The sequence below is a fragment of the Paenibacillus sp. BJ-4 genome (genome assembly GCF_020404765.1).
GTDB lineage: Bacteria > Bacillota > Bacilli > Paenibacillales > Paenibacillaceae > Paenibacillus.
Window position 1 is genome coordinate 78,378 of the sequence record NZ_JAIVEM010000097.1, and the last position, 26,414, is coordinate 104,791.

Here is a 26,414-nt window from a genome sequence, read left to right on the forward strand (position 1 = left end):
GATTATATAGACATTAGGTCAGCCAAAATGGCGTTTGGACTTCCAGAGCACACCGCTTTTAAGCAAGCGCGGTACTCGTCCACGTAACGAGGTGCTGCCCATAAAGCCATAGCCGAACCCCGCCTTCTTGCCAAGCGCGCCTAATGTGCCGCGCAGCTTCAGAGGATGGGGGTGAGGCGTTTGGCCCTTCCACAGGTCGCGTACAATGTGTGCAATCTGCTCTCCCTGCACCTCCGCCGCCTGGGCGCTTGGCGAGTAGGGAAGACTGGCACAATCTCCAACCACGTACACCTCTGGATGATCCGGTATCTGATAATATTCGTTGAGCACGATGCGACCCTGAGGGTCTTTAGGAACAGCTAAATCCTGCACAATTTTCACCGGTTGAATCCCGGCGGTCCATACAACTGCATCGGTTACAATCTGCTCGTCATGGTTGTAGATAGCGCCCGGTTCAATACGGGAAACCGCAACATGGTTGAGTGCATTTACTTGATGCTCCTTGAACCACGCATGTACATAGGCAGACAAACGTTGCGGAAATGCCGACAGCACCCGCTCGCCCCGATCCATAATGGTAATGTTTAAATCCGAACGGCTTTCACGTAACTCCGCAGCAATTTCAACACCGCTCAGACCGCCGCCTACAATATGAACATGTCCATAAGGCTTGATTTCATTCAAGCGCAAATACGTTTGACGGGTATGGTTAAATGACTGGATCGTGCAGCTATACTCTTCAGCCCCTGGTGTATTGTGAAAACGGTCCGTACAGCCCAGCGCAATCACAAGCTGATCATAGAGCAAAGGTTCGCCATCCTGAAAATGGACGATTTTATTCTCCAAATCCATTGAGGTGACTTCCCCGTATTTTCGGATCAGACGCTGCTCATCGGGAAAATGCACTCGCAAATCAAAATCAGATACCGTCCCCGCCGCGAGAGCGTAGTATTCTGTTTTCAATCCCTGAAAGGGCATCCGGTCCACTAAAATAAGTTGAACATCGTCGGGAATGTGTTTGTCCAGCAATTCTTTGGCAATGGTAAGGCCGCCGTAGCCGCCCCCCAGAATAACGAAATTTTTCATCAAAATCCGCCGTCCTTTCGCTGCCGTGTCCCCGGCAAATGGTCTGGAGCCTCATCAGAAAGCATTTTCGTCTTCTCGTCGTATAAAGATTGGTGATATGAAAGTCAATTAACGTCTTATTCCGGCGACATACGAATTTGATGCTTCGATCAGACACAAGTTTATCATTGTTGTAAAACCCGGAGTCAGGTCCGCCTGTGGCAGGCAGACCTGAGTATTCCGAGGCAGCTTGACGCTGCATGGTGTGAGTAATGGGGATAAAATGCTCGCGGAAAATTTGAATTCAAAATGACATGTACTTGGAAACTTCTACTCGAAAACTTCGATTTCGTTATAAAAGGTATCCCGCTCTACCGGGATGCGTCCTGCACCTTTGACCAGCCAAATCAGCTCTTTACGGGTCAAACCGGCTGGAGTCAATGCACCAGCGGCATGGCTGATTTGCTCGCGCACAATCGTGCCATGGACGTCCGAGGCGCCGAACGTAAGCGCGACCTGCGTCAATTGCGGGCCAATATTAATGAAGTAGGCTTTGACATGATCGATATTGTCCAGCATCAGGCGGCTGATCGCAATGGTTTTGAGATCCTCGTAAGCGGAGTTGCGACGCATGATGTTGGCGTTTTTGCTTTTCGGCTGCATGGACAGTGGAATAAATACCATAAATCCATTCGTTTCGTCCTGCAATTCACGAATTTGCAGCATATGCTCAATACGATCCTGATAGGATTCGACCGAACCGTACAGCATGGTCGTATGAGTTTTCATGCCGAGATTGTGGGCCGTGCGATGTACTTCGAGATATCGGTCCACATTGGCTTTCGTAACACGCATCTTCTTCCGATATTCGTCGGACAAGATTTCCGCGCCACCACCAGTCAAGGATTGAAGTCCAGCCTTTTGCAGCTCCTGAAGCACTTCTTTAATACTCAAGCCGCTTATGCGTGTGAAAAAGTCAATTTCCGCTGCAGTATAAGCTTTCAGTGTAACGTGGGGATACTTTTCATTCAGCGACTTTAATGAGTCTACATAGTATTGGAAAGGCACATGATTATTATGACCGCCGACGATATGGAATTCTCTTACGCCGGGATGGATGTGTTGCTCTACATAATCAATCATTTCCTGCCCGGACAACGTATAAGAGCCGTCCTCCCCCTGATCCTTGCGGAAATTGCAGAACGCGCAGCGCGCTTCGCATACATTGGTGAAGTACAGGCTCATGTTTTCAATAAAATAAACCTTTTTTCCGTTTTTTCGTAAATTAGCTTCGTTAGCCAACTGACCCAGTGTGAGAATATCGTCAGTTTCATACAAATATATACCGTCTTCAAGGTTCAAACGAATACCGTTCTGTACCTTTTCTACAATCTCCGCCATTCTGCGGTCTGTAAAGGGTGTAACTAATGTGGACATGCCCATTCCTCCTTCAAGTTGCTCTGTGCGAGGCTGTCCGCTTTGATCGGCGGTGTAAGCGCTTGATGCACACAGGATGTCCCGTTCCGTCGGTACGAACCCGGCAGCGCGGATATATGATATGTGAAAAATATTACAATGCCAGGCTACAATGATGAATGTCTCAAAACATCGCCATTGAAATGACAAATTTCCGACAGTTTCTTTTACACACTCTTCACCTATTATAAACCTCACCACACAGGTGATCAATACAAATGAGTATAAAAACAGGTCTTTTATCCCGTAGGGGAAGGACATTCCATGACTTGAGCACCTGCAAATAGTGGAGTATACTGAAGGAGAATATGAAGTAAAAGAGGAGGATGGAGCCATGATTAACATCACCGATTCCGCTGCTGAACGCTTGAAAGAAATGCTGGAGCAGCAGGAAACGCCGAATATGTTTTTGCGTCTGGGTGTTACGCCAGGTGGATGTACCGGATTTTCGTACGCCATGGGCTTTGACGACAATGAGACAGATCAGGATATATATATGAACGTACAGGATATGAAAGTCGTAGTGGAAAAAGAAAGCATTCGCTACCTGGACGGACTGGAAATTGACTTCGAAGAGTCCGGCATGTCAGGCGGCTTTACGATTCATAATCCAAATGCTGTAGCTACATGCGGCTGCGGTTCAAGTTTCCGTACACGTGACGATGCAGGGAAGCCGAGCGAGGAGCCTTGTTAATTAGACTTTTTCATTGATGATCTGACCTCCATAGCGGTATAGTCAAGTACTATACCGCTATGGAGGTCTTTTTAGTGTGTGGATACCCACTTTATTTAAAATCATGATTACTCCGTATGGATTGAACAAATGTACTAAAAGCATTAAAAAGGGAGAATACGAATGTAAAAATGAAAATGGTTAAGGGCTTAATTTCCATCTCAAAATAAACACTGTATGAAATTAAAAATGCAAAAAACAGAACTGAGCTATTTATATTTTGTTTTGAGGAAAAAGCTTTCAGAAAGCGCATTTTATCACTCCCCGTCCCGACTATGAGAATTCACATATAGAATAAGTAGCACATTAATACATAGAGGCTGACGTAACATGAACTTTGTAAGGAAATATATACAAACGTATTTGATGTACGATTCCTTATACATAAATTACATTTTAGCACGATCACTTAGCACTTATCGAACAAAAAGTTCACATTATTTAATTTGAGTTTTACCTCACTAAAATGTCGGTATAGGAGCTACTTTTGAAATTGAGTGCGGAGGGAGTAATTTTATATATGAACAATCCAGTTGAATTAAAGCGAGTTGCCATGGTCTATGGACCTGATGATGATCCTCATATGTATGAATTATTTGAGGGAGTCTTGTATGGACGTAGCTATTTCTTTTATCTTGAAAAAGGGATATTGTGACTGCGGCATGTACGTAAGGTAGAACGGCGGATCATCCACATCTTTATGTGGATGGAGAAAGTGGGGGCCTCCAACTGGCAAAGAATGTGCAACGTGAGATTATGGAAGTCGTTACAGAGTTGATCGAGCGTTTACGCAGAAAGGATGGATTAACGTTTTTACTGGATGAACTGCTATGGTTGCACGATCGAAGTCACATTGAACTTGACCTTATTAAAACAAAGTGACACTTCACGACTAGTATTTCTTCTCGCTATTCCTACTCTATATTCCAATTTTCCCATTTATGCTATAATGATTTGGACAAAATAACCGGTGGGGAAGATGCGGCGAAGCTAGCCCGAGAGGGGGTGACGCCGTGTCATTTGATCTAATCGTGAAGATTCTTGACGTTGTGCTAAAGTTGGTCAGTATTACTACTGGTCTGAAGGCTTTGGTTCAAGCCTGGAAACAATCACGTAAAGACAAGAAAAACCACCGGGAATAGGTTAGGCGCCTAGCTATCCGGTGGTTTTTCGTACCTAGTATGAAATCCTCGCCGTGGTCGCCCACCGGCTTTTGTTAGATAGTCGCGATGTGCAACCATCGCGGCTATTCTCATTTTACCCACATATCATATGTTATATGACACGTGATACAACTTCTGTTTATAGTATAGCATAGCGCTATTCCTATTTCTACAAATGGATGAGCCTTCCATTTGTTTATTTTTACAGGCGACGTGAAAAAGTTACTATTTTACCGAACTACAATGACCTGAAATAATCTTCAGCGCTCCATCAAATTCTTGCCAAACACGGTATAACACATTTCATCTTCAATGGGTTAGCTACCCACCGTTCCTTGTAGAGAAACTCGCGTTATAGTTACGGCGGTTCCATCCAGCGGAATCACTTTTTGATCCATGACTTGTATATCCGTAAAATGTAAAACGCCTGAGCGATGCGCTTCTAAATCTGCTTCTTTGTTCAGCATCTGTCCAAAGTGATTGACAAATATTAGATTATCATGGATCAGTTCATCCAGCATCTTCACATCACTAGCCAACATGGCCTTACGCAGTTTTTCCTCGTATTCAATGATTTGATTGTTCTGCACATAAAAAGTGACCTCCTAAAAATTATTTTTTTCGTAAGATTTTAAGTATCAATCCGTAAATAGCTCCTGCGCAGTGCGCACAAATAACTGTACGGCCAAAGAAGCATTAGACAGAGATGGCACAGCGATACCAATCTCGCGTGTAATCAATGGCGTGGTTTCCTTGACGGTCAGATCATGAGGGAACGTGGACAAGGCGAGTGAAGAGACAATACCCATACCTAGTCCCTGTCGGACCATGCTGACCAAGGTGCTGACATTGTGAGTAATGAATTGTGCCTGCAACTGGCTTTGTTCACGTTCAAAACCCTCCATAATGGCAACCTCATGTCCGCCCTTGCAAAAGATCATATCCTGCTGATTCAAGTCTCGAATAGCTATTTTGTCGTGCACTTCCAAAGGATGACCGTCCGGCAGGAGGATGACCATATTGTCCTGACATAGATGGATTACGTCCACTTGTGGATCGGGCAGCAGGATGATCCCGGCTTCGATTTCTCGGGTATGCACCCATTCTTTGACCTCATTCGTGGAGCCTTCGTGCAGATCAAAAACAAGGTTGGGATAGTGCTGGCGAATATGCTGGATAATGGGAGGCAGAAAATAGGCTGAGGCCGAGGGAAAGGCGCCGATGGTGATCGTGCCAACGTCCAGCCCTTTTTCAGCAGCCACCTGCTGCTGTACCTTTTCCATGCTTTGCAGCATCATGCGGAATTGCAGTAGTACCTTGTGCCCGATATTGGTTAGGAGTACGCCTTTTTTGCGATCACGCAGCAATAGCTGAACATCCAGCTCGTTTTCGATACTGGCGATAGCATGGCTGACTGCGGGTTGCGTCATATGCAGCTCGTGAGCAGTTTGGGTGAAATTTAGCGTTTCAGCTACGCGGACAAAGATCATGATCTGGGTAATTGTCATAAGTGAAAAGTTATCTCCCTTATCGAAAACATTCATTTTATTTATTGGTGCTCACAGTATACGCTAGTAAAGTGAAGCTTTGCAAACGGGCTTATGCCTATAGTAGTAAGCAAAGAACGACGAAAATGCCAGAGGAGAGAAGACATCTATGAAAAAGTTAACACCCAAAGCTACACTGTGGCTTGTATTGATATTAGTGATGGTATGGGGGATCAACTGGCCGTTGACCAAGCTGGCCTTGCCAGATACACCGCCGCTGTTCTTTTCGGGAATTCGCACCTTGCTGGGCGGCTTGATTTTGCTGATATTCGCTTTGCGTCACCGGGAAACCTTGCGTTTTAGACAAAATGGATGGACGTATGTCGTTCTGGCAATATTGAATATTGCTGGCTACTATGGTTTGCAGACGGTGGGATTGCGTTATTTGCCTGCCGGGCTATTTTCCACTTTAGTATTCCTCCAGCCGATCTTGTTGGGGTTATTCTCCTGGCTATGGTTGGGTGAGCGTATGTTTCCTATGAAGGTGATCGGGCTGGTTCTTGGATTTGGCGGGGTGATCGTGATTAGCTCTGGCGGGATGGCAGGTCATTTGTCTGTATTGGGCATTGTGTTGGGGCTGGCCTCAGGATTGTGCTGGGCGCTGGGAACGATTTATATGAAGAAAAAAAGCAAGCAGCTGGATTCCATTTGGGCCGTGACGATGCAGCTCATTCTGGGGGGCATCATGCTTAATGGGGTTGGATTTGCGACAGAGAAGTGGAGTGATATCCACTGGACAAACTCCTTTATCGCGATTTTATTGTTTATTTCGATATTCGTGATTGCGATGGGCTGGATGATTTATTTTAAACTGATTGACAATGGAGATGCGGGAACCGTCGGCTCATATACGTTTTTGATCCCGGTGCTGTCCACGATCTTTAGTATGGTGATGCTCAAGGAATCACTTACTTTGACGTTTGTTGCCGGGCTGGTGCTGATTGCAGGCAGTGTGTCCCTGGTAAATACAGCTTCACCCGGAAAACGGGGGAACCGAAGCTTAAAGGCTGATGAAGCGAAATCCTGTCCAAATGCATAGGAGTACAGAATCAGGAAAAATATACTAGAATATCAAAGGGGGTCATAGTAAAATATGACTATATAGTGACCTTTGATGTAGCAGAGAATGGTACGTTGCAGGGTGTGCTTTTAAATGTGAATAATCAACCCAATCTTGGTTTTGGCGGTGCTTATCAAGGTTATGGTAAATATAATATGGCTTCTGCTACTTTGACGAAGAAGGCGGAAAAAGTCATAAACATAGCTATGAAAGAGTACGGTAAATCGGATAAGCTCCCTGTATGGGATAAGAATACGAAGGTGGAAATGACGGTCCAAAATTATCTGCTTGGGAAGCGGGAAGGTGGCATTTTCAAGCTTACCAGCCAGCAATAGGAGGAGCCTATGAAGGATTTTGACGTAACGAAAGCCAAGTATGACCCGAAACAGGAAGAACAGGTGAAAAAGGGATTTTTCAAAAAGGTGAAGTCCACGGCCGGAAAGGTTCCTTTTGTGAAGGATGCAGTGGCTATGTACTATTGTGCGATAGATCCCGAAACGCCACTTTATGCCAAAGGAGTAGCTTTCGGAGCCTTGGCGTATTTTATTTCACCATTAGATGCGATATCGGATGTTATTCCGATGCTGGGATTCACGGATGATACGGGTGTTGTGTTAGCAGCCTTAAAAGTGTTGGATATGCATATTAAGCCAGCCCACCGCGAGAAGGCGAGCGAATTTTTTTCATAGGTTTTGTAGAAGGTCTGAGGGCAGGTTATAATGAGCATTATTAGGTCAGGGAGGTAGCAGCATTGAGCGTCATTATTTCACAACAGATCGCAGCAACGGGCGTGAAGGAATACACGAAGGTGATGAAAACATTTGATTCCCAGTATACGCCTTTGGTTGGACAGAAAATCAGAGATACGGCTTTTGGAGACATGCAGTATTATGATGTCGAGGACGTATTTATTGATCTGGCAGAAAATGAATATTGGGTCATTTTACCTTCCGTTTTACTGCATACGGATGATATTGAGGATATACGAGATGCTGTGCGTGAGTATCGTTCACACGGTTGGGAATGTACAAAACCGCTGTGAATTTATGCTACATAAGCTGCTATAAGGAAACGTCTTTCTATTGCAAGATAGGCGTTTCTTGTATATTTTGCATGATTATCTACTAGTAATTGGAATGAAAAGAAATAATTTATGTTGAAAATGCTCAAAATGTATCATTTTTTATCATAAAACGACAAGTTGGGAAATGAAAACGGACTTAATGTGTTATACTTAGTATATCAAAGGACAAGAGTCTAAAACGATCGGTAAGGCCCTTTCTTTGAAGAGCCGCTGTACGGTTCAACGTTTATCCAAAATAAATGGTCAAAAGGAAAAGGGGAAATGCTAACGTGAGAGTGAATTTGAAATTTACGAACAAAGGGCAAGTTGCTGTTGAGAACTTCAACAATGAGGAGCTTATCGAAATCTTTACCCGCTACATTAAAACGCTAAGCAAGAAGTATGATATCTCGGTTACGGTACCGGAAGAACTGAATGAGCAGATCTTGGCAGAGGGCACCGTGAAGGTTGTGTTGGATAAGATTAATTGTGATATGGACGCTTTTTTCAAGGAACTGAGCCGGGATATCAAGGTACCGTTGGTGAAAAGACTGGGTACCAAGCTGGATAATGTATTTAAGACCGAGGTCGTGGAGCAAGAACAGAACTAAGACAGGACTCATGCGAGTCTAAAATGAGAATTCGTCATACGAAGAAATGATAAAACCTCCCGAACTGGGCGCATGAATAGGCATGTGCTCGTTCGGGAGGTTTTATAGGTTTTAGCGGATTGTGGAGGCAAGGCGCAGCTTGGCCAAATCAAACGAAGGCACCAGCCCTTCCTGTGCGGCACGTCCGAGCAAGGCTTCGATGGCGGCATACCCGCTATCGCCCAGATTGGCGGTAAAATCGTTCACATACAGGTCGATATGCGACTGGACGACATCCGGTGAAAGCTCCTGTGCATGGGACAATACATATTCACGGGAAGCTTCAGGATGCTTCCATGCGTACTCGACAGAGGCGCGTATCCAGTCTGTAATAGCATCCAAATTCAGATGACGACGGGCAATAATCGCTCCGAGCGGGATCGGGAGTCCTGTATCTTCTTCCCACCAGTTGCCCAGATCGACTTGCTTGCTGAGTCCGTAAGACGGATATGTAAAGCGTGCTTCATGAATAACCAGTCCGGCATCCATATGCCCGTCACGGACAGCAGGCATGATTTGGTCAAACGGCATTACGACGATCTCGCCTACACCCCCCGGCACATGCTTGGCTGCCCACAGGCGGAATAACAGGTAGGCGGTGGAACGCTCACTTGGTACAGCTACGCGCTTGCCAGACAAGGCTTTCGGGCCTTCCAACGTGGAGCCTTCTTTGGTCAGCACGAGCGGCCCACAGCCCCGACCCAGTGCGCCACCACAAGGCAGCAAAGCATATTCGTCCAGCACCCAAGGGAGTGCGGCATACGAGATTTTCATAATATCCAGTCCATCTGGTGTGATCGCCAGATTGTTGGTGATGTCGATATCGGCAAAGGTAATGTCCAGCGCGGGTGCGCCCGGAATCAACCCATGCGCCAGAGCATGAAAGACAAAGGTGTCATTGGGACAAGGTGAAAAAGCAATTTGCATCTATATAACCTCCGTTAATGTAGAAAATGCGGCTTCCAATGCTTGTAAAGCCTCTTTGATTCGCCAGGCTGCCCGGTCACGTGGACCGACGGCATTGGAAATCGTGCGGATTTCCATCACAGGCAGCCCCAGCTTGTTCGCTGCCACAGCTACGCCGTAGCCCTCCATCGCTTCGGCAGCGGCTCCGGGAACACGCTTAGCCAGCTGTTCCGCGGTTGCCGACGTGCCTGTGGCCGTCGTGACGGTCAGGATCGGCCCGGCGACAGCTATCTGTCCGGCGGCGCGCAGTGCCTGCACGATCCGCTGGCTGGCGGCAGTGTTCACGGCGATTCGGCTGGAGCCGAAGCCCAACTCGTCCACACTGCTGAAGCCTTCAGCTGTCTCGGCCCCCAGGTCGGCGGCGATAATAGCGTCCGCAACGACGACGCTCTCCAGCGCGGCGGACTCAACGAAGCCGCCACCAATTCCGGCGCTGATGACCAGGCGAAAGTCGCCAGCAGCCAGCGCCAGTGCGGTTGAAGCCGCTGCGGACGGAGCGCCCACACCGGCCAGCTCGACCGCAAAGCGAGTATCGCCTTTCAAGCCGCGCAGCACGGCTTCCCGTTCGCCTTCAACCGCGGTCATGACCAGGATGCGTCCATCTGATGTTGTATGCTCCATCGGTTGATTCCCCTTTAAATTCAGGTAATATGCTCCCTTATCATACTGCTTTTTGAAGCGATGTTCAAAAAAAGTCGACAAAAAAAGCGCTCTTTGGCGCTTTTTAGGTGAAATTTCAAGCTTCAGCAGATATAAAAGCCAGCAGCACAGCTGGTTAAATGATTGACCTGTGAAGATGCATTATCTGTAAGATAAAAACAATTCTAATCTGGAAGAACAGCGTGGTCATAGCATATAATAATTATATCGGTTGATCCTTCGTGATCAGCTGAAACATCGTAATATTGCGGTCATAATGGCTTGGGGTCCCATCCTGATTGCGCACTCGAATCATCTCGCTGCTGAACAACTCGATATATCCACAGCCGATCTCGCAATATACGCCCGTAGGGTCCTCTTGCCAGACCGAAACGAGGTGCTGAGACAGCGCTGCGGTGAAAAATTCGATGTTTTTTTGCAGTACGCGTGGCGTTTTCCTGGGTTCCATAACGAAAAATCCTCCCTATATGATGCCATTTAAAAATCAGCAATTGAGTGTGGTTGAAAAAGGTACGCTTTGTCATTCTACTCTATGAAACAGACGTAAACACTGTACCCCTTAATGTTATTTTTGTAAAGTATCCGATTGACCTTTTCAACATCCAGCTGCGTTTACACACATTTTACATTGCGTTTACATAGCTGTGATGCTAGTGCGTTTCATCTAATAGTACAATAAAAGGATAACTATACTGCATGAATTGATGGAGGCCATATGTTGATAGAGAGTCAGAAAAAGGATAAAGCCGGGTCAGAACGTTATTTTAATCGGGATTTAAGCTGGATTGAATTTAACCGTCGTGTGCTTCAGGAAGCTCAGGATGCAGATACACCGTTGCTGGAGAGAGCCAAATTTTTGGCGATTGTGTCTAGCAATTTGGATGAGTTCATGGCCGTTCGGGTGGCAGAGACGAGAGAGAAGATCAAGGCTGGTTTTATGCAAAAGGATTTTACCGGCTATACCCCCTCTGGTTTGTACAAACGCCTGATTAAGCGTACCGTCTCGATGGTATCTGAACAATATCGGACCTATCGCGATATTTCTCGCCTCTTGACGAAAAAAGGGCTTTTTTTACTTGAATATGAAGATTTAAATACAACACAGCGCAAGTCGCTGGATGCGTATTTTCATGAAATTATATTTCCGGTGCTAACGCCGATGGCGGTCGATCAAAGCCGTCCTTTTCCATTGGTTCATAATAAATATGTATATTTAGCAGTCGTCTTGAAACGTCCTGGGGATACAGAGGAGGATAAACCGCTTTTTGCCATTGTGCAGGTGCCTTCCAATATTCCACGTGTTGTTACAGTGCCGCTGCGTTCCAACAGTAAGAAGAAATCATTTATTTTAATTGAAGAACTCATTAAGCATCATATACAAACGCTCTTCACGGGCTATGTTCCAGAGGCGGTTGATGCCTTTCGTGTTACGCGTAATTCCGATTTGTCCATTAATGAAGAAGAGATTGAAGATTTGCTCGAAGAGATTGAAAAAGAGCTGCGTCGAAGAAGACGCGGTGCGCCGGTAAGACTGGAAGTGGAAAAAGGGATTCATCCCTTTGCTCTGGCGGAGCTTCAACGTGAATTTAAGCTGTTCGATCATGTGTTTGAGATGGACGGGCCGCTCGATTTGACGTTTTTATCGTCTTTTGCCGATCATTTGGAGGGGTATTCGCATCTGAAATTTCCGGTAATCAAACCGCTGTATCCAGAGGAGCTACCCCCGCAAGAGGATATTTTCAACGTACTTCGCAAACGGGACGTGCTGGTATATCATCCGTATGAATCATTCGATGCAGTGACGGACTTTATCATTGAAGCGTCAGAGGACCCCGATGTGATGGCCATCAAAATGACCCTTTACCGGGTTAACGGGGAATCCAAGCTGATTCCGGCACTGGCACGTGCGGCCGAATCCGGCAAGCAGGTCACGGTGGTGGTGGAGCTGAAAGCCCGTTTTGATGAGGAGCGTAATATTGCCTGGGCGCGTACGCTTGAGAAAGCAGGCTGTCATGTGGTGTACGGACTGGTCGGTTTGAAGACGCATGCCAAAATCATTCTTGTTGTACGCCACGAACGCAACGTGCTCAAACGATACGTGCATGTGGGAACTGGCAACTACAATGAAAGCACGGCACGCGTATATACGGATATCGGGTTATTCACGTCAGACCCGGTGCTGGGCGAGGATGCCTCCGAGCTGTTCAATGAAATTACGGGCTTCTCCGCGCTCAAGACCCTGCAAGCCTTCACGGTAGCCCCGACGGGAATGAAAAATAAGCTGTTCGAGCTGATCCGCAGGGAAGCAGAGCAAGCACTTGCAGGCAAGCCAGCCCGTATTATTGCCAAAATCAATTCTTTATCCAATCAGGAAATGATCGATGAACTATATGCGGCTTCTCAAGCAGGTGTGAAGATTGATTTAATCATTAGAGGGGTCTGCTGCTTGCGCCCCGGGGTGGAGGGCTTTAGCGAGAACATTCGGGTTATCAGTATTGTCGATCGTTTCCTGGAGCATTCCAGGCTGTTCTCCTTTGAAAATGCAGGAAATTCGGAGCTATTCCTGTCCAGCGCGGATTGGATGACTCGTAATCTGACTCGCCGAATTGAGCTGATGTGCCCAATTTACGATGACCGAATCAAAGAAATGCTGGCAGAAATTTTACATCTATCCTTGACCGATAATGTGAAAGCACGGCAGCTTTTACCTAATGGCAGCTATCAGTTTGTAGCAAGAAACGACGAAGAGGCTCCCATCAGGAGCCAATTCGAAGCGATGAAGGTTAAAAACTGGAAGAAGGAAGAATGGACCACGACAACGTAAGATTCCAGGCCTTTTGGAAATCTTTAGCGACAGCTACCAGCTCCCGTTGTTCCAGAATCGGTTCACTCTTACTTTCCAGACGAATATGCAGTGCATCGTCTCCTATAGTGGGATGGATGCTGGTAATGATGCCGGACTCACTTCGATCCATGCCGATTGCGAGCTGAAGCAGGGAACCGAGCCGATGCACGCGTTCTTCGTCCGAAGGCTCCAAGATGTCGGCATGTGTACGCAACAGACGAGGCGTCCGATTTTTGGGATGGTAATCAGCGATCAACGCGGCCAGGACTGTTTCCCGGTGGGATAAACCACCTATGCCAGCGTGCAGGATCCAGAACACGGAATGCTGGCGGAAATGATAATAATTCAAGGCAGCTCCGGTCTTGTAAAGAGTAGCTGCGGTTAGCAGCAAGCGCTTGTCCATTGCTGCGGATGCTGTATCAGTCAATGCGTTATAAAGAAGCACGGCATACTCATTAACGCGTCGGACGTGTGCTTCGCTAACCGGGACAGCGAACGACAGTATATTGCGTATGGAGGCGACGAGCGGATTAGCCACCACGGGCTGCTCGGTATTGATCAGCTCGTGAAACAGCCCGTCCCGCAGGCCCGCTCCACTGATCAAATACGCGCTGCCTTGAGCAGCCTCGAATATCGTTTTCAATATAATGAGTCCAGGTACAATGATGTCGGCTCTGTCTTTGGACAGGCCGGCTGTTTTTTTTCGTTTTTCATAGGGAAGATGAGGCAGAGTTTCATAATAGTAATCGACATCTTCAGCCAACATTTCGTAATGGTGCGTGACAGGCAGCGAGTAATCCTGCCGCTTTTGATTGATTTTAGCCAAGGTGCGCAGAGTACCGCCCAGACCGATGAATGGCAGACCCGGATTGGAAAATATCCAGTCATGGTTTTGCAGCGAAGAACGGACAAAGCTCACCATTTCCTCGATCTGCTGAGGGGACCATTCGCCATTCTTGACCTCCCGTCCAAAGCGCCAATTCATATTGACCGCACCAAAGGGAAAAGAAACGGTATGAATTCGCTTCCGCTCGCGGAACAGCGTAATTTCGGTACTACCACCCCCGATGTCAATAATAATACCGTCGCTTACATTCATTGTATTGACGACGCCCAGAAATCCGGCATAGCCCTCCTGCTCCCCGCTCAATATTTCCAGCGTTAAGCCTGTTTCCTCCGCAATCCATTGAACAATTTCGTCCGAATTGGCTGCATTGCGAATAGCAGCTGTCGCTGCTGCACGCATACGATCAACCTCGTGCATACGACATACCGTCATAAATTGGCGCAGTAATGGAGCAATGCTTCGAATTGCTTCCCGTTCCATACGACCGTTGGCCCCAACCTTTTCACTAAGTCGGGCAGCTTCTTTGCATTCCTGGACAATCCGGTAGGCTCCTGCCTCTGTCATTTCATAGATCACCAGACGGATGGAGTTGGAACCAATGTCCATGATGCCAATTTTGCTGTTCATGAGTTGACCTCCTTGTCGAAAAAACAATTTGCAGATAAAATCCGCTGCTCCGGGCAAATATAAGTCAGATTATTGTCATTGTACCAGTGATGTCCGGTGCATGCTACCGTCTGCAGTGATCTTGCCGAAATCCTATGCGTCCCAGACAATCATCCAAGAATAGCGCATCCCTGTTGAGTATGTATAAGTATAGCTGACGGCGAAAGGAGAGAGGGTTGATGAGACAACTGGCAAGCAAGTGGTTAAAGACGAAGGCGCTGCTTCACCATCCACATACCGCCGTTTATATACCGGAAACGTGTCTATATAGTGAAGAACAACTACGCATGATGCTGCGGCGGCATGCTTTTGTATTCATAAAGCCTGTGAAGGGAGGCGGAGGAAACGGGGTCATGCGTGTTGCAAAGGAGCGTAGGGGATATACCTGCACGTATATGGAGAACACATATCATTTCAATCATTTTAAAGCGCTTGTAGCCGGAGTCAGCAGACTTCGAATCCAGCGTCCGTATCTCATTCAGCAAGGCATCCAACTGGCAAGCATTCAAGGTAGACCCGTCGACTATCGGGTCAAGGTGGTGAGGGAAGGACAAAAGTGGGTTTTCCGTGCAGTAGTCGCACGTCATGCCCGCCCCGGATTGGTGATTACAAATCTGTGCAAAGGTGGAACTCTATTGAAGGGAACAGAGGCGCTTCGGATGATCTATCCCCGGCGGTTAGCTACCCGGAAGCGGCGGGAAATTGCGGATCTCACCCTGCGCTGTATTCCGGTACTGGAGAGAAGATTTCCAGGGATCGGGCAGTTGGGGTTTGATTATGGACTTGACCCAAATGGACGGGTATGGATTTTGGAGGTAAACACAAGGCCCCAGTAAAATGTCTATTGACTTGAAATAAATTCCATTTTAATCTTATTAACAAGACGCTAAATATAATATATTTGTATAAACTATGAAAATATTTTTTTTGTGTTTAGGCGTCAAAATTCTGTGTATAAATATTGTCCACATTATCCCCTGTCATATACATGGGTTAACGACACTTACCAACAATTTATACACAGGATTTCCACAATTGATTGTGGATAACAGAACGCTTGTTCCGTTTTTAGTATTTTGATAGAATAGATTTTGAAATAAAAGGAAAGGTTGTGTCGAGGATGGCTATGCTGACGGATGAAATGCTTTTGGATTCCTATCAGATGGCAATCGAGCTTAAACTTGAATGTGACTTCATTGCACTGTTGCTGGCTGAGATTCACAAAAGAAATCTAGAGATGAATACAGCCGTAGTCCTTCATTAGACCGGACAAGCTCTCGTACTGCGACTGTAAAGCCATTCAGGGTTCGAATGACTTTACAGACAATCACTGCAACGAATAGGCACACCGTGAAAAAGGGTATTTCACTCCAACGATTAAATTTGGAGTAAAATACCCTTTTTTGTCATAGTCTAAAATAAACTATAATTTCATATTACTGCTGTGACCTGGCGACAGCTTGGCGTCCGGATCTACATAGACCTTGGCGTTGTTGACTGCCGTAGGTGCTTCACCAAAGCCGACAGCAATCAGCTTGAGCTTGCCTGGGTACGTCGTGATGTCCCCTGCGGAGAAAATGCCGGGAATGTTTGTTTCCTGACGGGAATCGACCACGATGGAGTTGCTTTCGATTTCAATTCCCCACTCAGCAATCGGGCCAAGTGTGGACACAAATCCAAAGTTAACGATGACATCGTCGACTTCGATTTCCTGAGTCTCTTTGGTTTTTACATGTGCGAGAGTGACCTTTGTAATGGTATCTTCCCCATGCAGTTCTGTAATTTCTGTTGGTGTTATGACATTTACCTTGGAAGCGAGGAGGTTTTCTACACTGTGTTCATGCGCACGGAATTTGTCGCGGCGGTGAATCAATGTAACTTGTTTTGCAATCGGTTCCAGCATAAGTGCCCAGTCGACTGCAGAATCGCCGCCACCGCTGATCAGCACTTTTCGGCCTGCAAATTTGCTCAGGTCGCTGACAAAGTAATGCAGGTTCGTTTTTTCAAAATGATCTGCACCCGGCAGTTCCAATCTGCGTGGTTCAAAAGCACCTACACCAGCGGTAATGATAACCGCTTTACCATGATACTCGCCGCCCTTGTCCGTTTTTATGATAAAGTGGCGTTCTTCCTTTTTCTCTAACGATACGACTTTCTCTTCTAGTCGCACCTCTGGATTGAAGTGGTTCATCTGCTGAACCAGATTGTTGACCAACTCCTGTGCGGTCACTTTAGGAAAGCCAGCGACGTCGTAAATATATTTTTCAGGATAAAGGGCTGCAAGCTGGCCGCCCAGTTGGGGCATACTTTCAATTAAGGTGACGGATGCCTGGCGCATTCCTCCGTAGAAAGCGGCGAAAATACCGGCTGGACCGCCCCCAATAATGATCAGGTCGCGTAGTTCCGCACCTGTAGATTGAGCTGTCACTCTAAAAACACCTCCGAAAGGGATTATGGTATGAATTGTGGATATTGAATCAGCCGCATAGAGGTTTAATTAGCTATTACGCATGATTCACTGCTTCTTATTATAAACTGCCGGGTTCTACTTGCAAGGCTAAAGCGATTAAAATTTGATGAACAATTACTGCGTGTATAAAACCTGTTTTAAGAGTAAAGCTGTGCATATTTAATGATTATGTATACCGGAAGGGGTAGGAATATGAGCAATATTCCCAAAATTGTGATTGTTGGTGCGGGGTATGGTGGTATTTTAACGGCTCAGCAATTGCAAAAAGAGCTCAAGCATAATGAGGCCAACGTCACACTGATCAATCGTCATGATTACCACTATATTACGACACATCTCCACATGCCTGCGGCAGGTACGGATACGATTGAGCATTCACGCATTCCGATTTCGCAGCTAATAGATGAGTTCAAGGTGGATTTAGTCAAAGGAACGGTAAAGGAAATCATACCAAAAGAGAAAAAAATCGTGCTGGAGGACGGTTCGTTGTCCTACGATTATCTGGTAATCGGGTTGGGCGGGGAGCCGGAAACATTCGGTATTCCAGGAATGGATAAGTTCGCGCTGACGATCCGCAGTATTAACTCCGTCCGCCTGATTCGTGAGCATGTTGAATACCAGCTGGCCTTGTACAAAAATGACGGTAAACCTGGCCGGCTAAACTTTGTAGTAGGCGGTGCTGGCTTCAGCGGCATCGAGTTCGTTGCGGAGCTGGCCGATCGTCTGCCACAGCTGGCTAAAGCTTATGACATCGATTTTAACCGGATTCAAATCATTAACGTCGAGGCGGCTCCTACGGCGTTGCCGGGATTTGACCCGGAACTGGTGGAATATGCTATGGATGTGCTTAAGCGCAAGGGGGTTAACTTCCGCATTGGTATTCCCATTAAGGAATGCCTGGAGGATGGCGTAATTGTCGGTGAGGATGAGAAAATCGAAGCCTGCACAGTGGTTTGGACGGGAGGTATCCGTGGAAACGGACTGATTGAGAAAGCCGGATTCGAAGTGATGCGTGGTAGGGTGAAAATCGACGATTTTCTACGTGCGCCGAACCACGATGACATTTTCATTATCGGGGACAGCTCCCTGATGTTTAATCCTGAAGGTCGCCCCTATCCACCCACGGCCCAAATTGCGATGCAGCAAGGGGTCATCTGTGCCAAGAATCTGGTAGCCACTCTCCGTAAAAAGGAGATGCACAAATTCGTATTTTCCAATAAAGGGACCGTTGCTTCGCTTGGAAAAGGCGAGGCTGTTGCCGTGGTGGGCAAACGCAAAATAAAAGGCTGGGTCGCAGCACAGTTGAAAAAAATCGTAGATCTCCGCTATCTGTTCATCATCGGCGGGATTCCGCTAGTGCTGAAAAAGGGACGGTTTTTCTAAGGCAGAAAGGTTTCCATGACTCCTATACAGGAGCTTGGGGACCTTTTTTATATAGAGGTAATCAAAAAGTAGAGGTATTCAAAAAAAAAGATATTGACTTATAACTATACGGAGACGTATAGTTTGGTTACAAATTACAGAGGGGGACCTTCACGTTGAATTCTGATTTTAATATCAAGCATGACCCCAATAAAATAAAAGTGTTGGCTGACAAATTTCCCAATCTGGACCCCCAATCCTTAAGCACGTTCATTCTTTTTATGCAGACATCTCATGAGATTTACAATGGTGCATCCTCCCTATTGTGCGAATACGGGTTATCTGTCGGAAACCTGAAAATTTTAATTTTTTTGTTTTTGTATGACCGTTCGTTGACTCCGTCAGAGTTGGCCGACTATTCCGGGGTTACACGATCAACGATAACGAGTGTAATTGATAAGCTGGAACGGGACGGTCTAGTCCGGCGAAGTACGCTGACGGATCGACGTATGACCGCGATCTCCTTGACTGATGAAGGAAAACAGTTACTGACGGAAAAAATTCCGAGGTTTACTCTGCTTTTTGCTGATTTAATGAGCGAATTTACGCAGGAAGATCATATTCTTTTTGCCACGCTATTACAGAAGCTTTCCTCAGGTCTTGAACGAATAAAACGGGAATAAGCATTTTTCCCAGCATCAATAGTTAGACGTCGTACTATCAGATGGCTTATTAGTTGACTAAATCATCATGAAGGAGAGTTTACTGTAATGAATAAAAAGATCATTGTGTACGTTCTACTTGTTGTCGCGTTAGGTACTGGAGGTACGCTGATGGCAATGAGCGGCAAGGATGCTGTGAGTATGGCAGCCCAACAAAAAAACACACTGCTTACCGCAGATACCATAAATGTTGCTTTTCAGGGCGTAGGGGGAAGGGTGAAGACCATTGAGGTGAAGGAGGAACAGCAGGTGAAAAAAGGGGATGTGCTCATGACCCTCGATCCTGTCGACCTCGACCTTCAAATTGAGAAATTAAAAACGGATATCGCGCAGGCTGATGTGAAAATAAAGCAGGCCAAAGATGGACTGCAAAATCAGTCGGAGAAAATTTCAAATTCAGAGAAGCAGGGACAATTGGATATTCAGGCTGCGCAAGCAGGAGAATCCTTATTGAATCAAGGGACGCGTGCAGAGGACATTCAAAAACAAAGGCTGGCGATTGAAGCAGCACAGCAATCGTTGGATGCAGCTCTGACAGGAGTGGAGACAGCCAAAACAAATGCGGAGATTGCACAAAAAACAGTAGCATCCAGACAAGAGGCCCTTGACTTGGCGAAAGTGAATTACAAGCGTCTTCAAGCGTTGTACGATGCCGGGGCCGGAGCCAAAGCAGAGCTGGATAATGCCAAAAATCAACTGGATAATGCCCAAATTGCGCTGGCTACAGCTAAGGACCAGGTTGAGATTGCGAATAATCAGGTTACTGCCGCCAGCAAGCAATCTGACATTGCTCGAAATGGCATCGCTCAGCAGCAAACCGCTTTGGACAAAATGAAGGCTGGTGCAACCGCTGAGGAACGTCAGCAGGCTCGTATCAAAACAGAAAAGGCCAAGGAAGCCCTAAATCAAACCTCGCAAACGCGGAAAGATGTTAAGAATAGTGAATATAACGTAGATCTTCTGGCTCAACAAAAGCAGGCATTAGGCGTACAACTCAAAACCTTGGAATTGCAGCGCGGACGTATGGTGCTGAAGGCATCTACAGACGGTAAAGTGTCCCGCATTGTACCCAAGATGGGAGAAATCGTTGCTACGGGGGCAACGGGCGTCGTTATTGAAACCAGCCAGCTATACTATGATATTTATGTAGATGAGAATTCCATCTCGCAGTTTAAAGCAGGGGGAAAAGTGACTTCGCACGTCGTAGCCTTAAATAAAGATATCCAGGGCAAGGTGAGATACGTCACCTCTGCTCCGCAGTATACCAACATGAGAATGAGCCGTGATAAAGGTTTGTCGGATATAAGCTCCTTCCAAGTACGGGTTGATGTTCCTCGAACATCCGAATTATTACCAGGAATGACAGTAGAGGTTGTGACCAAATGAAGGCGTTTATAGAAGAATGGAAGCTATTGATCAGCGGCAGGATGGTATTCGTCATGCTGCTCGTCCCGATTGTTGTAGCGGTATCCTTAGGGTTTGTTTTTAAAAATAATCAGCTGAATGATGCCTCTGTCGCTGTAGTCGATTTAGATCATAGCAATTATAGCCGACAGCTTATTCATAAATTGGATGCATCCCAGTATATTGACGTACGCTATGTGCAAGAGAATGAAACCGATCCGAATTTGCTCTTATATAATGAAAAGTTTTTTGCAGTGATTTATCTTCCGGCAGGTCTGGAGGAAAATAGGTTTAAAGGAGTTCAGAGCAACATCGGCTTTTATGTAGATAACACGGTAGCTCAGGCGACAGGGAATCTGCGCTCGGCGGTCACAGAGATCATTGCCACGGAAAATGCAATACTGGCTGGTGGTGGACTAAAGGGTATGGGGATGAGTGACAGCCAGGTAACAGGGCTTACTTCCAATATGCTACTCCAGCAGCGTCTGCTGTATAATCCGACCAATGTTACTTTGATGACCTCGGTTATGGGGTTTATGAATACGGTCATGATCTCACTGATCGGTGCTGCTGCATTGACAATTGTCCCACGATTGCGGGAGCAAGGTAGATTAAAAGAAGAGTTGAAGCATTCATACGGTTTGATTCTTAGGGTGCTACCGTATGCGTTAGTAGGATGTGTGTCCTTTTATTTGTCCATTGGTTTGCTCAAGCAGATCGGCGGACTCCGGTTTGAAGCGAATGTATGGCAGATCAGTATTCCGTTTCTACTGTACACGATTACGTTGAGCTTGCTTGCAATGGCTTTGGGATGGAATGCGGCGAACCCGGGAAAAGCTTCTCCGCGTCTCAACCTGATTATATTGCCTTCGTTTTTACTGAGCGGTGCTCAATTGCCTATAGCTATGCTGCCTACATCGCTGCAATATGTAAGTAACATTCTTCCATTGACCTGGCATTTTAAGTTTTTGAGAGAACTGGGGTTTAAAGGTGGAAGCCTAAAGTATTTTATTCCTGAGCTTGGCGGCTTTTTGATCTTGTTAAGTGGTCTGTTGCTTGTTATTTTTATTCATATCGCTCTGGAGAAAAGAAAGCTGGCAAAAAGCGAGACGACATCTGTAGTGGTGGAGCCTGTGCTATAATAATCACAGCTATAATCACTTGGGTTACCATCTCGTCAATAATACAAATATAAATTTTGAGGCGCCCGTGAGGGGGCCTATTCTCTTCTTTCGTGGGTTTGAGGTTGATAAAAAAGGATTCCGTGTCCCAAAAGCGGGAATTCACGAAATCCTTGATTGTGTGTTGCAAAATGGTTTCGATGTTTATGCTTTACAGCTTCAGCATGTCTTCGAATGTTTCTTCGTTCAACACACTGCCGACATAGAAGGAGCCAAATTCACCGTAACGGGCACTAACTTCGTCAAAACGCATTTCGTAGATTAGCTTTTTGAATTGAAGGGCGTCGTCGGAGAACAGCGTTACCCCCCATTCCCAATCGTCAAAGCCGACGGAACCGGAAATGATTTGCTTCACTTTGCCAGCATAACTGCGTCCGATCAAACCATGACTACGCATCAGGGTGCGGCGCTCGTCCATCGAGAGCATATACCAGTTGTCGTCCAGATCACGCTTTTTGTTCATCGGATAGAAACAAATATAACGTGCCTTGTTCAAAACAGGCTTCAAGCGAGCGACGATTTGCGGATTTTGCATTGGATCTTCATCCTTGCTCAAATAGTTGCTCAGTTCCACCACGCTCACATATGAGTAGGTTTTAGTTGTATATTTGGCGAAGGTTGTTTTATTAAAATCGTTTTCCAGCTTATTGAGATCTTCCAGCGTTTCACGCAGATGCATCATAACAAAATCAGCCTTTTGTCCAACGATCGTATAGACAGCAGAGCTACCCAGACCCGCTTCCTCGGTCACGTTCCAATCCTTCATAAATTCTTGAAGCTCGTCCAACGCTCCGGCGCGCTCTTCATCGTCTGCCGTTTTCCATGCCGTCCAGTTAATGGACCGGAAATCGTGAAGCGCATACCAGCCTTCCAGTGTGGAGGCTACTTCGTTAGGTGTTGTTGGGGGTTGTTGAGGTTGATGTTGATTCACGATCTACACTCCTTTGCAATCTGTAAATGATAATCGGCACAGCCGAAATGATGTGTACTTCAATCTGTCTTGTTTGTATCCAATCCGTGATGCTTAACCATTATATTGTAGCTCAAAATAAAGCTTTTCACCAATGAAAGAAGTGTGAAGAATTTTATTTTTGCCGTGATGCAGGTCACAAGTTCATAAAATAGTTAGTATTCGCGAAAAAAGGAGAACACAGACGAATACGGCTGCCAAAATGGAGAACAATTGCCCTCATTTTGTTGGTCCCAGCAGAGGGCAAGTATGATAGAATAGAAAAACATCTTGGAGACCGTTATGTCAGGAAAGGAAGAATGTTGGGATGCGGATGAAAAACCTGCTGCACTATACTGAGAACCACCGCTACTGCGTTTATCGGGAATTTGGTTTGAGCGCATTGGATGAATTGATGCTGGGAAGCGTCTATCAGCCGATGGTAGGCGCATTTGCGGTCAGTCTATATCGACTGTTGTTCCAGCATGTGCCAGTCGGACAGATCGGTTATTCGCCGCTGGAACAGCAGCGTCGTCTTTTTCTGACACTGGGACTGGAGCCGAGTGAGAAGGGACGCAAGTATTTGATTGAACAGACCTCCAAGCTGGAGGCTGTCGGTCTGCTACAGACGTCCAGGCTGTATGCACCGGAAACGGACGACTATATGTATGAATATGAGATGCAGCCGCCGCTTGCACCTGCCGAATTTTTCAGAACGCAGCATCTTACCCTGTTGTTAAGAGACAAAATCGGTAAGTTTGCGGTGCTTTCTCTGAGAGAGTCGTTATGGAGCAGGGAATCTAGCGAGTGGTCGCAATCTTCCTATAATAAAGAGAATATTTCGGTTCCGTTTTATGAGCTGTTTGAACTGAACACCCATGTTATAGATTATGAGCTGGAGCAGGCGCTGTCCGAAGTGTCCACGGGTCGTCAGACTGGGGCATTAACGTCAGAGACGGAAGAAGCGCTGAACTACGCAGACATCATTCTTCGTTTTCCGCGTGAATCCGTCAATCGCAAGCACGTAGAGCGTCTGCGTTTTGAACATGAGCAGTTAGGCATGGTGAATTACGTTGTCCGCAAATTTGATCTATCTGTACAGGACATCAGCCGCTTGCTGGATGAGGACGGTATTTTTACCGAAGCAGGCGATTTACTGCTCGACGAGCTTCAGCTTCGGGCTAGTCAGCAATCCAGACAGGATCGGAAGCGTCAGGAGGAACAGCAGGTGCAGGCCGCCAAGGTGGTCGCTTTACGTCAGAGGGAAGCTTCTATACCTGAAGAGCCGCCGGCAGAGCAGGCAGTAGAAATGGAATTTTATGTAGAGGTGCCACCACAGTTCACAGCCAAGTGTGACATTCATCAATATAATATGATGTTGCGCAACGAGCCTTATCGCCGTTTGCTGCAAACCTTTTTCCCCGGCACGGTTCCCGGTAACCTGCTGGATATATTCGAAAAAATTGATATCAGCTATAAGTTGCCCGGTGAAGTCATCAACGTGCTCATCCATTACTTGATGTCTCTGCTCGTGTCGGGGAGTGATCAGCGGATCAACCGTAATTTTGTCGAGGCCGTTGCATCCAACATGCTGCTAAAGCAGGTAAATACTTATGAAAAAGCCGTTCAATATATACGGGATCAAGCCAAGGTAAAGGGAAAACAATCCGCTGCTTCTACTTCCGGCGGCCGCACCCGCTCATATGGCAAAAATAATGGCTCTGCCAAGCCATCCATTCCGATCGTACAGGATCAGCCTTCCGAGGAATCCGTATCCGAGGAAGAACTGGATGAACTGCTGCGTCTGGCCGAACGTATGCAATCGGGTAAACAGAAAAAGGTTTAGAGGATTTTAAGGTGTTAAGTTTTTAGTCCTTAACTTATTAAGCGAAGCCAATTCAAATATGTGTCGACTTTATGGCGGTCGGTAGCGGAGCGGGCAGAATTGTTCTGAAGAAGCGAAGCGTTTGCCTTTGCCACCGGATTTTTACCATTGAAACTTAATCACAAAAAATCCGGTGGCAACAGCAATCGGAAGAACAATCTGCACGCGTAGCGTCATCTCCCCCCATAACTCTGCACATTTTAGAAAGGAGGAGTGTTCTTGGAATCACTGGGCGATTTGTTACAGCAGATGCAGAACCCTTCGTTCCGCCAGCGTACGCGCAATGTAGCCGATCAGGTACTCAATGATCCGCTGGTGCGGGAATTTTGTACTGCGCATCCTGATGTGGACGAAGCGCAATTGCGACTCAATATGAGCATGCTCTTTCAGTATACCCGGGATCGTCGAAATTGTGACAATTGCCCGGGGCTGGAACGGTGTCCTAACGATTTTCAGGGTCACTTTTGCAAGCTGGGCGTAGAATATCCGAATGGAACAGCGGAAATCGTGGACATCCGGACCCCGTGCGCCAAGCTGGTTGCTTCCCAGCATGAACAACGGGTGCGTCAGCGAATTAAAAGCTTTTATGTGGATGAGCGCGCACTGTTGGAAGGCTATAATGCTGTTGAAATTGCGCGCAAGGATTTGCAACGAGTGCCTGCTGTTAATCAGGTATTCCGTTATATTGAAGAAACCAAAAGTCAGGGTTTGTTAAAAAAAGGACTGTATCTCGAAGGTACGTTTGGTACGGGAAAAACCTTCTTAATGGGATACTTACTGCACGAGCTGGCCTTGTTCGGGCTGAACGGTGTGATCGTGTATATGCCTGATTTTGTAGAGGACCTAAAGTCCATGTTTCAGGATGGGCAGAAATTGAAGGAAACGACCGAAATGCTAAAAAATTGTGACCTGCTCGTATTTGACGATATTGGGGCGGAAAATTTAAGCCCCTGGGTACGGGATCATGTGATGGGCTCTATTTTGAATTACCGAATGAATCGCAAGCCCACCTTTTATACCTCCAATTACACGTTGGAAGGGCTGGAGAAGCATCTCAGCTTTACGAGCAAGGATGGAGAGGAAATATACAAGGGACAACGTTTAATGGACCGGATTCGTCCTTTTGTAGATGTCATTGCTGTGAAGGGGAAAAACCAGCGGGGGTAAGGGGACATCTGTCTGCTATTTTGATATCTTACAATTAAAAAACTATTGTGATATACTTAAAAGGTGTCGAAAAAGACATTACAGGTTATAATAATCTTGACTTTTCTATAAAGGAGGAACATACAATGGCAATTGTTAACGTGTCCGATCAATCCTTCAACGCAGAAGTCGAAGGCACAGGAACCGTTTTGGTTGATTTTTGGGCGCCATGGTGCGGTCCTTGCAAAATGATCGCTCCTATTCTGGAGGATCTGTCCACAGAGGTTGGCGACAGCGTCAAAATCGCGAAAGTGAATGTGGATGAAAATCCAGAGTCTGCTTCCCGTTTTGGTGTTATGAGTATTCCTACCCTGATCGTCTTCAAAGACGGACAGCCTGTTGATAAAGTTGTAGGTCTGAACTCAAAAGAAGCGCTGAAAAGCATGCTTACCAAACACCAATAATCATTGCACGTGATCCATGCTCCTGCGGGGGTCTGGGGAGCGGCATGAATGGTCAATGCCTCCGGTTGAATATACCGGGGGCGTTTTTGT

27 protein-coding genes and 1 pseudogene are annotated in these 26,414 nt (G+C 46.4%); 18 read left to right on the forward strand and 10 right to left on the reverse strand.

All coding sequences use genetic code 11. The annotated features are described in order from the left end of the window. Window positions 1-18: 18 nt before the first annotated feature. Both LCF57_RS16955 and mqnE read right to left on the reverse strand, forming a co-directional pair. Window positions 19-1,086 (reverse strand): NAD(P)/FAD-dependent oxidoreductase, encoded by a 1,068-nt coding sequence (locus tag LCF57_RS16955; protein ID WP_226001740.1) that lies wholly within the window; start codon window positions 1,084-1,086, stop codon window positions 19-21. Window positions 1,087-1,395: 309 nt separating this feature from the next. After that, complete coding sequence (gene mqnE, locus LCF57_RS16960; RefSeq protein ID WP_226001741.1) at window positions 1,396-2,502, reverse strand: aminofutalosine synthase MqnE; 1,107 nt, start codon at window positions 2,500-2,502, stop codon at window positions 1,396-1,398. Between the two features lie 373 nt (window positions 2,503-2,875). Between mqnE and LCF57_RS16965 the strand changes: the two genes are divergently transcribed. From LCF57_RS16965 to LCF57_RS27610, 3 genes and pseudogenes are all read left to right on the forward strand, one after another. Then, window positions 2,876-3,235, forward strand: coding sequence for a HesB/IscA family protein (locus LCF57_RS16965; RefSeq protein WP_007431955.1), 360 nt, complete (start codon window positions 2,876-2,878; stop codon window positions 3,233-3,235). A 559-nt stretch (window positions 3,236-3,794) separates the two neighbouring features. Continuing rightward, window positions 3,795-4,156 (forward strand): annotated as a pseudogene (locus tag LCF57_RS16970) (hypothetical protein). Window positions 4,157-4,287: 131 nt separating this feature from the next. Next, window positions 4,288-4,416: a hypothetical protein gene (locus LCF57_RS27610; protein ID WP_264083662.1), complete on the forward strand. Its 129-nt coding sequence runs from the start codon at window positions 4,288-4,290 to the stop codon at window positions 4,414-4,416. Between the two features lie 338 nt (window positions 4,417-4,754). Here LCF57_RS27610 and LCF57_RS16975 read toward each other — a convergent pair whose 3' ends face one another. Then, window positions 4,755-5,027 (reverse strand): nuclear transport factor 2 family protein, encoded by a 273-nt coding sequence (locus LCF57_RS16975; RefSeq protein WP_226001742.1) that lies wholly within the window; start codon window positions 5,025-5,027, stop codon window positions 4,755-4,757. 48 nt (window positions 5,028-5,075) lie between these two features. Beyond that, a complete protein-coding gene (locus LCF57_RS16980; protein ID WP_226001743.1) occupies window positions 5,076-5,945 on the reverse strand; it encodes a LysR family transcriptional regulator in 870 nt (289 codons plus the stop codon). 148 nt (window positions 5,946-6,093) lie between these two features. Here LCF57_RS16980 and LCF57_RS16985 point away from each other — a divergent pair, with 148 nt between their 5' ends. From LCF57_RS16985 to LCF57_RS17005, 5 genes are all read left to right on the forward strand, one after another. Then, on the forward strand, window positions 6,094-7,023 hold the full coding sequence (locus tag LCF57_RS16985; protein WP_226001744.1) for a DMT family transporter: 930 nt from the start codon (window positions 6,094-6,096) through the stop codon (window positions 7,021-7,023). 65 nt (window positions 7,024-7,088) lie between these two features. Then, window positions 7,089-7,379: a hypothetical protein gene (locus LCF57_RS16990; protein ID WP_226001745.1), complete on the forward strand. Its 291-nt coding sequence runs from the start codon at window positions 7,089-7,091 to the stop codon at window positions 7,377-7,379. A gap of 9 nt (window positions 7,380-7,388) precedes the next feature. Continuing rightward, the gene (locus LCF57_RS16995) at window positions 7,389-7,733 is read left to right on the forward strand and encodes a YkvA family protein (RefSeq protein WP_226001746.1); all 345 of its coding nucleotides are present in this window, start codon (window positions 7,389-7,391) and stop codon (window positions 7,731-7,733) included. 62 nt (window positions 7,734-7,795) lie between these two features. Further along, window positions 7,796-8,086 carry a hypothetical protein gene (locus LCF57_RS17000; RefSeq protein WP_226001747.1) on the forward strand — a complete coding sequence of 97 codons (291 nt, stop codon included), beginning with the start codon at window positions 7,796-7,798 and terminating at the stop codon, window positions 8,084-8,086. 311 nt (window positions 8,087-8,397) lie between these two features. Then, complete coding sequence (locus LCF57_RS17005; RefSeq protein ID WP_025720069.1) at window positions 8,398-8,718, forward strand: hypothetical protein; 321 nt, start codon at window positions 8,398-8,400, stop codon at window positions 8,716-8,718. A gap of 111 nt (window positions 8,719-8,829) precedes the next feature. Here the strand turns inward: LCF57_RS17005 and LCF57_RS17010 are convergent, their stop codons facing one another. The 3 genes from LCF57_RS17010 to LCF57_RS17020 form a co-directional block, all read right to left on the reverse strand. Then, complete coding sequence (locus LCF57_RS17010; RefSeq protein ID WP_226001748.1) at window positions 8,830-9,684, reverse strand: 1,4-dihydroxy-6-naphthoate synthase; 855 nt, start codon at window positions 9,682-9,684, stop codon at window positions 8,830-8,832. Further along, window positions 9,685-10,344, reverse strand: coding sequence for a futalosine hydrolase (locus tag LCF57_RS17015; RefSeq protein WP_226001881.1), 660 nt, complete (start codon window positions 10,342-10,344; stop codon window positions 9,685-9,687). Between the two features lie 241 nt (window positions 10,345-10,585). Beyond that, the gene (locus tag LCF57_RS17020) at window positions 10,586-10,831 is read right to left on the reverse strand and encodes a hypothetical protein (protein ID WP_226001749.1); all 246 of its coding nucleotides are present in this window, start codon (window positions 10,829-10,831) and stop codon (window positions 10,586-10,588) included. Window positions 10,832-11,098: 267 nt separating this feature from the next. Between LCF57_RS17020 and ppk1 the strand changes: the two genes are divergently transcribed. Continuing rightward, window positions 11,099-13,207, forward strand: a complete 2,109-nt coding sequence (gene ppk1, locus LCF57_RS17025) for a polyphosphate kinase 1 (protein ID WP_226001750.1) — start codon at window positions 11,099-11,101, stop codon at window positions 13,205-13,207. Here ppk1 and LCF57_RS17030 read toward each other — a convergent pair. Continuing rightward, a complete protein-coding gene (locus LCF57_RS17030; RefSeq protein WP_226001751.1) occupies window positions 13,167-14,702 on the reverse strand; it encodes a Ppx/GppA phosphatase family protein in 1,536 nt (511 codons plus the stop codon). The two genes, ppk1 and LCF57_RS17030, sit on opposite strands and share 41 nt — an antisense overlap. 218 nt (window positions 14,703-14,920) lie before the next feature. On the opposite strand from LCF57_RS17030, the gene LCF57_RS17035 reads away from it, so the two are divergent. After that, window positions 14,921-15,577 (forward strand): YheC/YheD family protein, encoded by a 657-nt coding sequence (locus tag LCF57_RS17035; RefSeq protein ID WP_226001752.1) that lies wholly within the window; start codon window positions 14,921-14,923, stop codon window positions 15,575-15,577. A gap of 284 nt (window positions 15,578-15,861) precedes the next feature. Next, complete coding sequence (locus tag LCF57_RS17040; protein WP_007431918.1) at window positions 15,862-16,005, forward strand: sporulation histidine kinase inhibitor Sda; 144 nt, start codon at window positions 15,862-15,864, stop codon at window positions 16,003-16,005. 159 nt (window positions 16,006-16,164) lie between these two features. On the opposite strand, the gene LCF57_RS17045 is transcribed toward LCF57_RS17040, so the two are convergent. After that, window positions 16,165-17,169: an NAD(P)/FAD-dependent oxidoreductase gene (locus LCF57_RS17045; RefSeq protein ID WP_226001753.1), complete on the reverse strand. Its 1,005-nt coding sequence runs from the start codon at window positions 17,167-17,169 to the stop codon at window positions 16,165-16,167. A 234-nt stretch (window positions 17,170-17,403) separates the two neighbouring features. Between LCF57_RS17045 and LCF57_RS17050 the strand changes: the two genes are divergently transcribed. The 4 genes from LCF57_RS17050 (at window position 17,404) to LCF57_RS17065 (ending at window position 21,841) form a co-directional block, all read left to right on the forward strand. Next, on the forward strand, window positions 17,404-18,594 hold the full coding sequence (locus LCF57_RS17050; protein ID WP_226001754.1) for an NAD(P)/FAD-dependent oxidoreductase: 1,191 nt from the start codon (window positions 17,404-17,406) through the stop codon (window positions 18,592-18,594). A 155-nt stretch (window positions 18,595-18,749) separates the two neighbouring features. After that, the gene (locus LCF57_RS17055) at window positions 18,750-19,256 is read left to right on the forward strand and encodes a MarR family winged helix-turn-helix transcriptional regulator (protein WP_226001755.1); all 507 of its coding nucleotides are present in this window, start codon (window positions 18,750-18,752) and stop codon (window positions 19,254-19,256) included. An 87-nt stretch (window positions 19,257-19,343) separates the two neighbouring features. After that, window positions 19,344-20,681, forward strand: a complete 1,338-nt coding sequence (locus LCF57_RS17060; protein WP_226001756.1) for an HlyD family secretion protein — start codon at window positions 19,344-19,346, stop codon at window positions 20,679-20,681. After that, complete coding sequence (locus LCF57_RS17065; RefSeq protein WP_226001757.1) at window positions 20,678-21,841, forward strand: ABC transporter permease; 1,164 nt, start codon at window positions 20,678-20,680, stop codon at window positions 21,839-21,841. The genes LCF57_RS17060 and LCF57_RS17065 overlap by 4 nt, the downstream gene beginning before the upstream one ends. A gap of 190 nt (window positions 21,842-22,031) precedes the next feature. On the opposite strand, the gene hemQ is transcribed toward LCF57_RS17065, so the two are convergent. Further along, complete coding sequence (gene hemQ / locus LCF57_RS17070; RefSeq protein ID WP_226001758.1) at window positions 22,032-22,811, reverse strand: hydrogen peroxide-dependent heme synthase; 780 nt, start codon at window positions 22,809-22,811, stop codon at window positions 22,032-22,034. A 346-nt stretch (window positions 22,812-23,157) separates the two neighbouring features. Between hemQ and LCF57_RS17075 the strand changes: the two genes are divergently transcribed. From LCF57_RS17075 to trxA, 3 genes are all read left to right on the forward strand, one after another. Further along, window positions 23,158-24,675, forward strand: coding sequence for a DnaD domain protein (locus LCF57_RS17075; RefSeq protein ID WP_226001759.1), 1,518 nt, complete (start codon window positions 23,158-23,160; stop codon window positions 24,673-24,675). A 258-nt stretch (window positions 24,676-24,933) separates the two neighbouring features. Then, window positions 24,934-25,881 carry a primosomal protein DnaI gene (gene dnaI, locus LCF57_RS17080; RefSeq protein WP_226001760.1) on the forward strand — a complete coding sequence of 316 codons (948 nt, stop codon included), beginning with the start codon at window positions 24,934-24,936 and terminating at the stop codon, window positions 25,879-25,881. A 125-nt stretch (window positions 25,882-26,006) separates the two neighbouring features. Continuing rightward, window positions 26,007-26,324 carry a thioredoxin gene (gene trxA, locus LCF57_RS17085; protein ID WP_010347861.1) on the forward strand — a complete coding sequence of 106 codons (318 nt, stop codon included), beginning with the start codon at window positions 26,007-26,009 and terminating at the stop codon, window positions 26,322-26,324. Window positions 26,325-26,414 lie beyond the last annotated feature (90 nt).

What these genes read in the sequence shown, in the direction of transcription:
- LCF57_RS16955 (WP_226001740.1), bottom strand. Translation starts at nt 1,086, where the DNA reads ATGAAAAATTTCGTTATTCTGGGGGGCGGCTACGGCGGCCTTACCATT.
- mqnE (WP_226001741.1), bottom strand. Translation starts at nt 2,502, where the DNA reads ATGTCCACATTAGTTACACCCTTTACAGACCGCAGAATGGCGGAGATT.
- LCF57_RS16965 (WP_007431955.1), top strand. Translation starts at nt 2,876, where the DNA reads ATGATTAACATCACCGATTCCGCTGCTGAACGCTTGAAAGAAATGCTG.
- LCF57_RS16980 (WP_226001743.1), bottom strand. Translation starts at nt 5,945, where the DNA reads ATGACAATTACCCAGATCATGATCTTTGTCCGCGTAGCTGAAACGCTA.
- LCF57_RS16985 (WP_226001744.1), top strand. Translation starts at nt 6,094, where the DNA reads ATGAAAAAGTTAACACCCAAAGCTACACTGTGGCTTGTATTGATATTA.
- LCF57_RS16995 (WP_226001746.1), top strand. Translation starts at nt 7,389, where the DNA reads ATGAAGGATTTTGACGTAACGAAAGCCAAGTATGACCCGAAACAGGAA.
- LCF57_RS17010 (WP_226001748.1), bottom strand. Translation starts at nt 9,684, where the DNA reads ATGCAAATTGCTTTTTCACCTTGTCCCAATGACACCTTTGTCTTTCAT.
- LCF57_RS17015 (WP_226001881.1), bottom strand. Translation starts at nt 10,344, where the DNA reads ATGGAGCATACAACATCAGATGGACGCATCCTGGTCATGACCGCGGTT.
- LCF57_RS17020 (WP_226001749.1), bottom strand. Translation starts at nt 10,831, where the DNA reads ATGGAACCCAGGAAAACGCCACGCGTACTGCAAAAAAACATCGAATTT.
- ppk1 (WP_226001750.1), top strand. Translation starts at nt 11,099, where the DNA reads ATGTTGATAGAGAGTCAGAAAAAGGATAAAGCCGGGTCAGAACGTTAT.
- LCF57_RS17030 (WP_226001751.1), bottom strand. Translation starts at nt 14,702, where the DNA reads ATGAACAGCAAAATTGGCATCATGGACATTGGTTCCAACTCCATCCGT.
- LCF57_RS17035 (WP_226001752.1), top strand. Translation starts at nt 14,921, where the DNA reads ATGAGACAACTGGCAAGCAAGTGGTTAAAGACGAAGGCGCTGCTTCAC.
- LCF57_RS17040 (WP_007431918.1), top strand. Translation starts at nt 15,862, where the DNA reads ATGGCTATGCTGACGGATGAAATGCTTTTGGATTCCTATCAGATGGCA.
- LCF57_RS17050 (WP_226001754.1), top strand. Translation starts at nt 17,404, where the DNA reads ATGAGCAATATTCCCAAAATTGTGATTGTTGGTGCGGGGTATGGTGGT.
- LCF57_RS17060 (WP_226001756.1), top strand. Translation starts at nt 19,344, where the DNA reads ATGAATAAAAAGATCATTGTGTACGTTCTACTTGTTGTCGCGTTAGGT.
- LCF57_RS17065 (WP_226001757.1), top strand. Translation starts at nt 20,678, where the DNA reads ATGAAGGCGTTTATAGAAGAATGGAAGCTATTGATCAGCGGCAGGATG.
- LCF57_RS17075 (WP_226001759.1), top strand. Translation starts at nt 23,158, where the DNA reads ATGCGGATGAAAAACCTGCTGCACTATACTGAGAACCACCGCTACTGC.
- trxA (WP_010347861.1), top strand. Translation starts at nt 26,007, where the DNA reads ATGGCAATTGTTAACGTGTCCGATCAATCCTTCAACGCAGAAGTCGAA.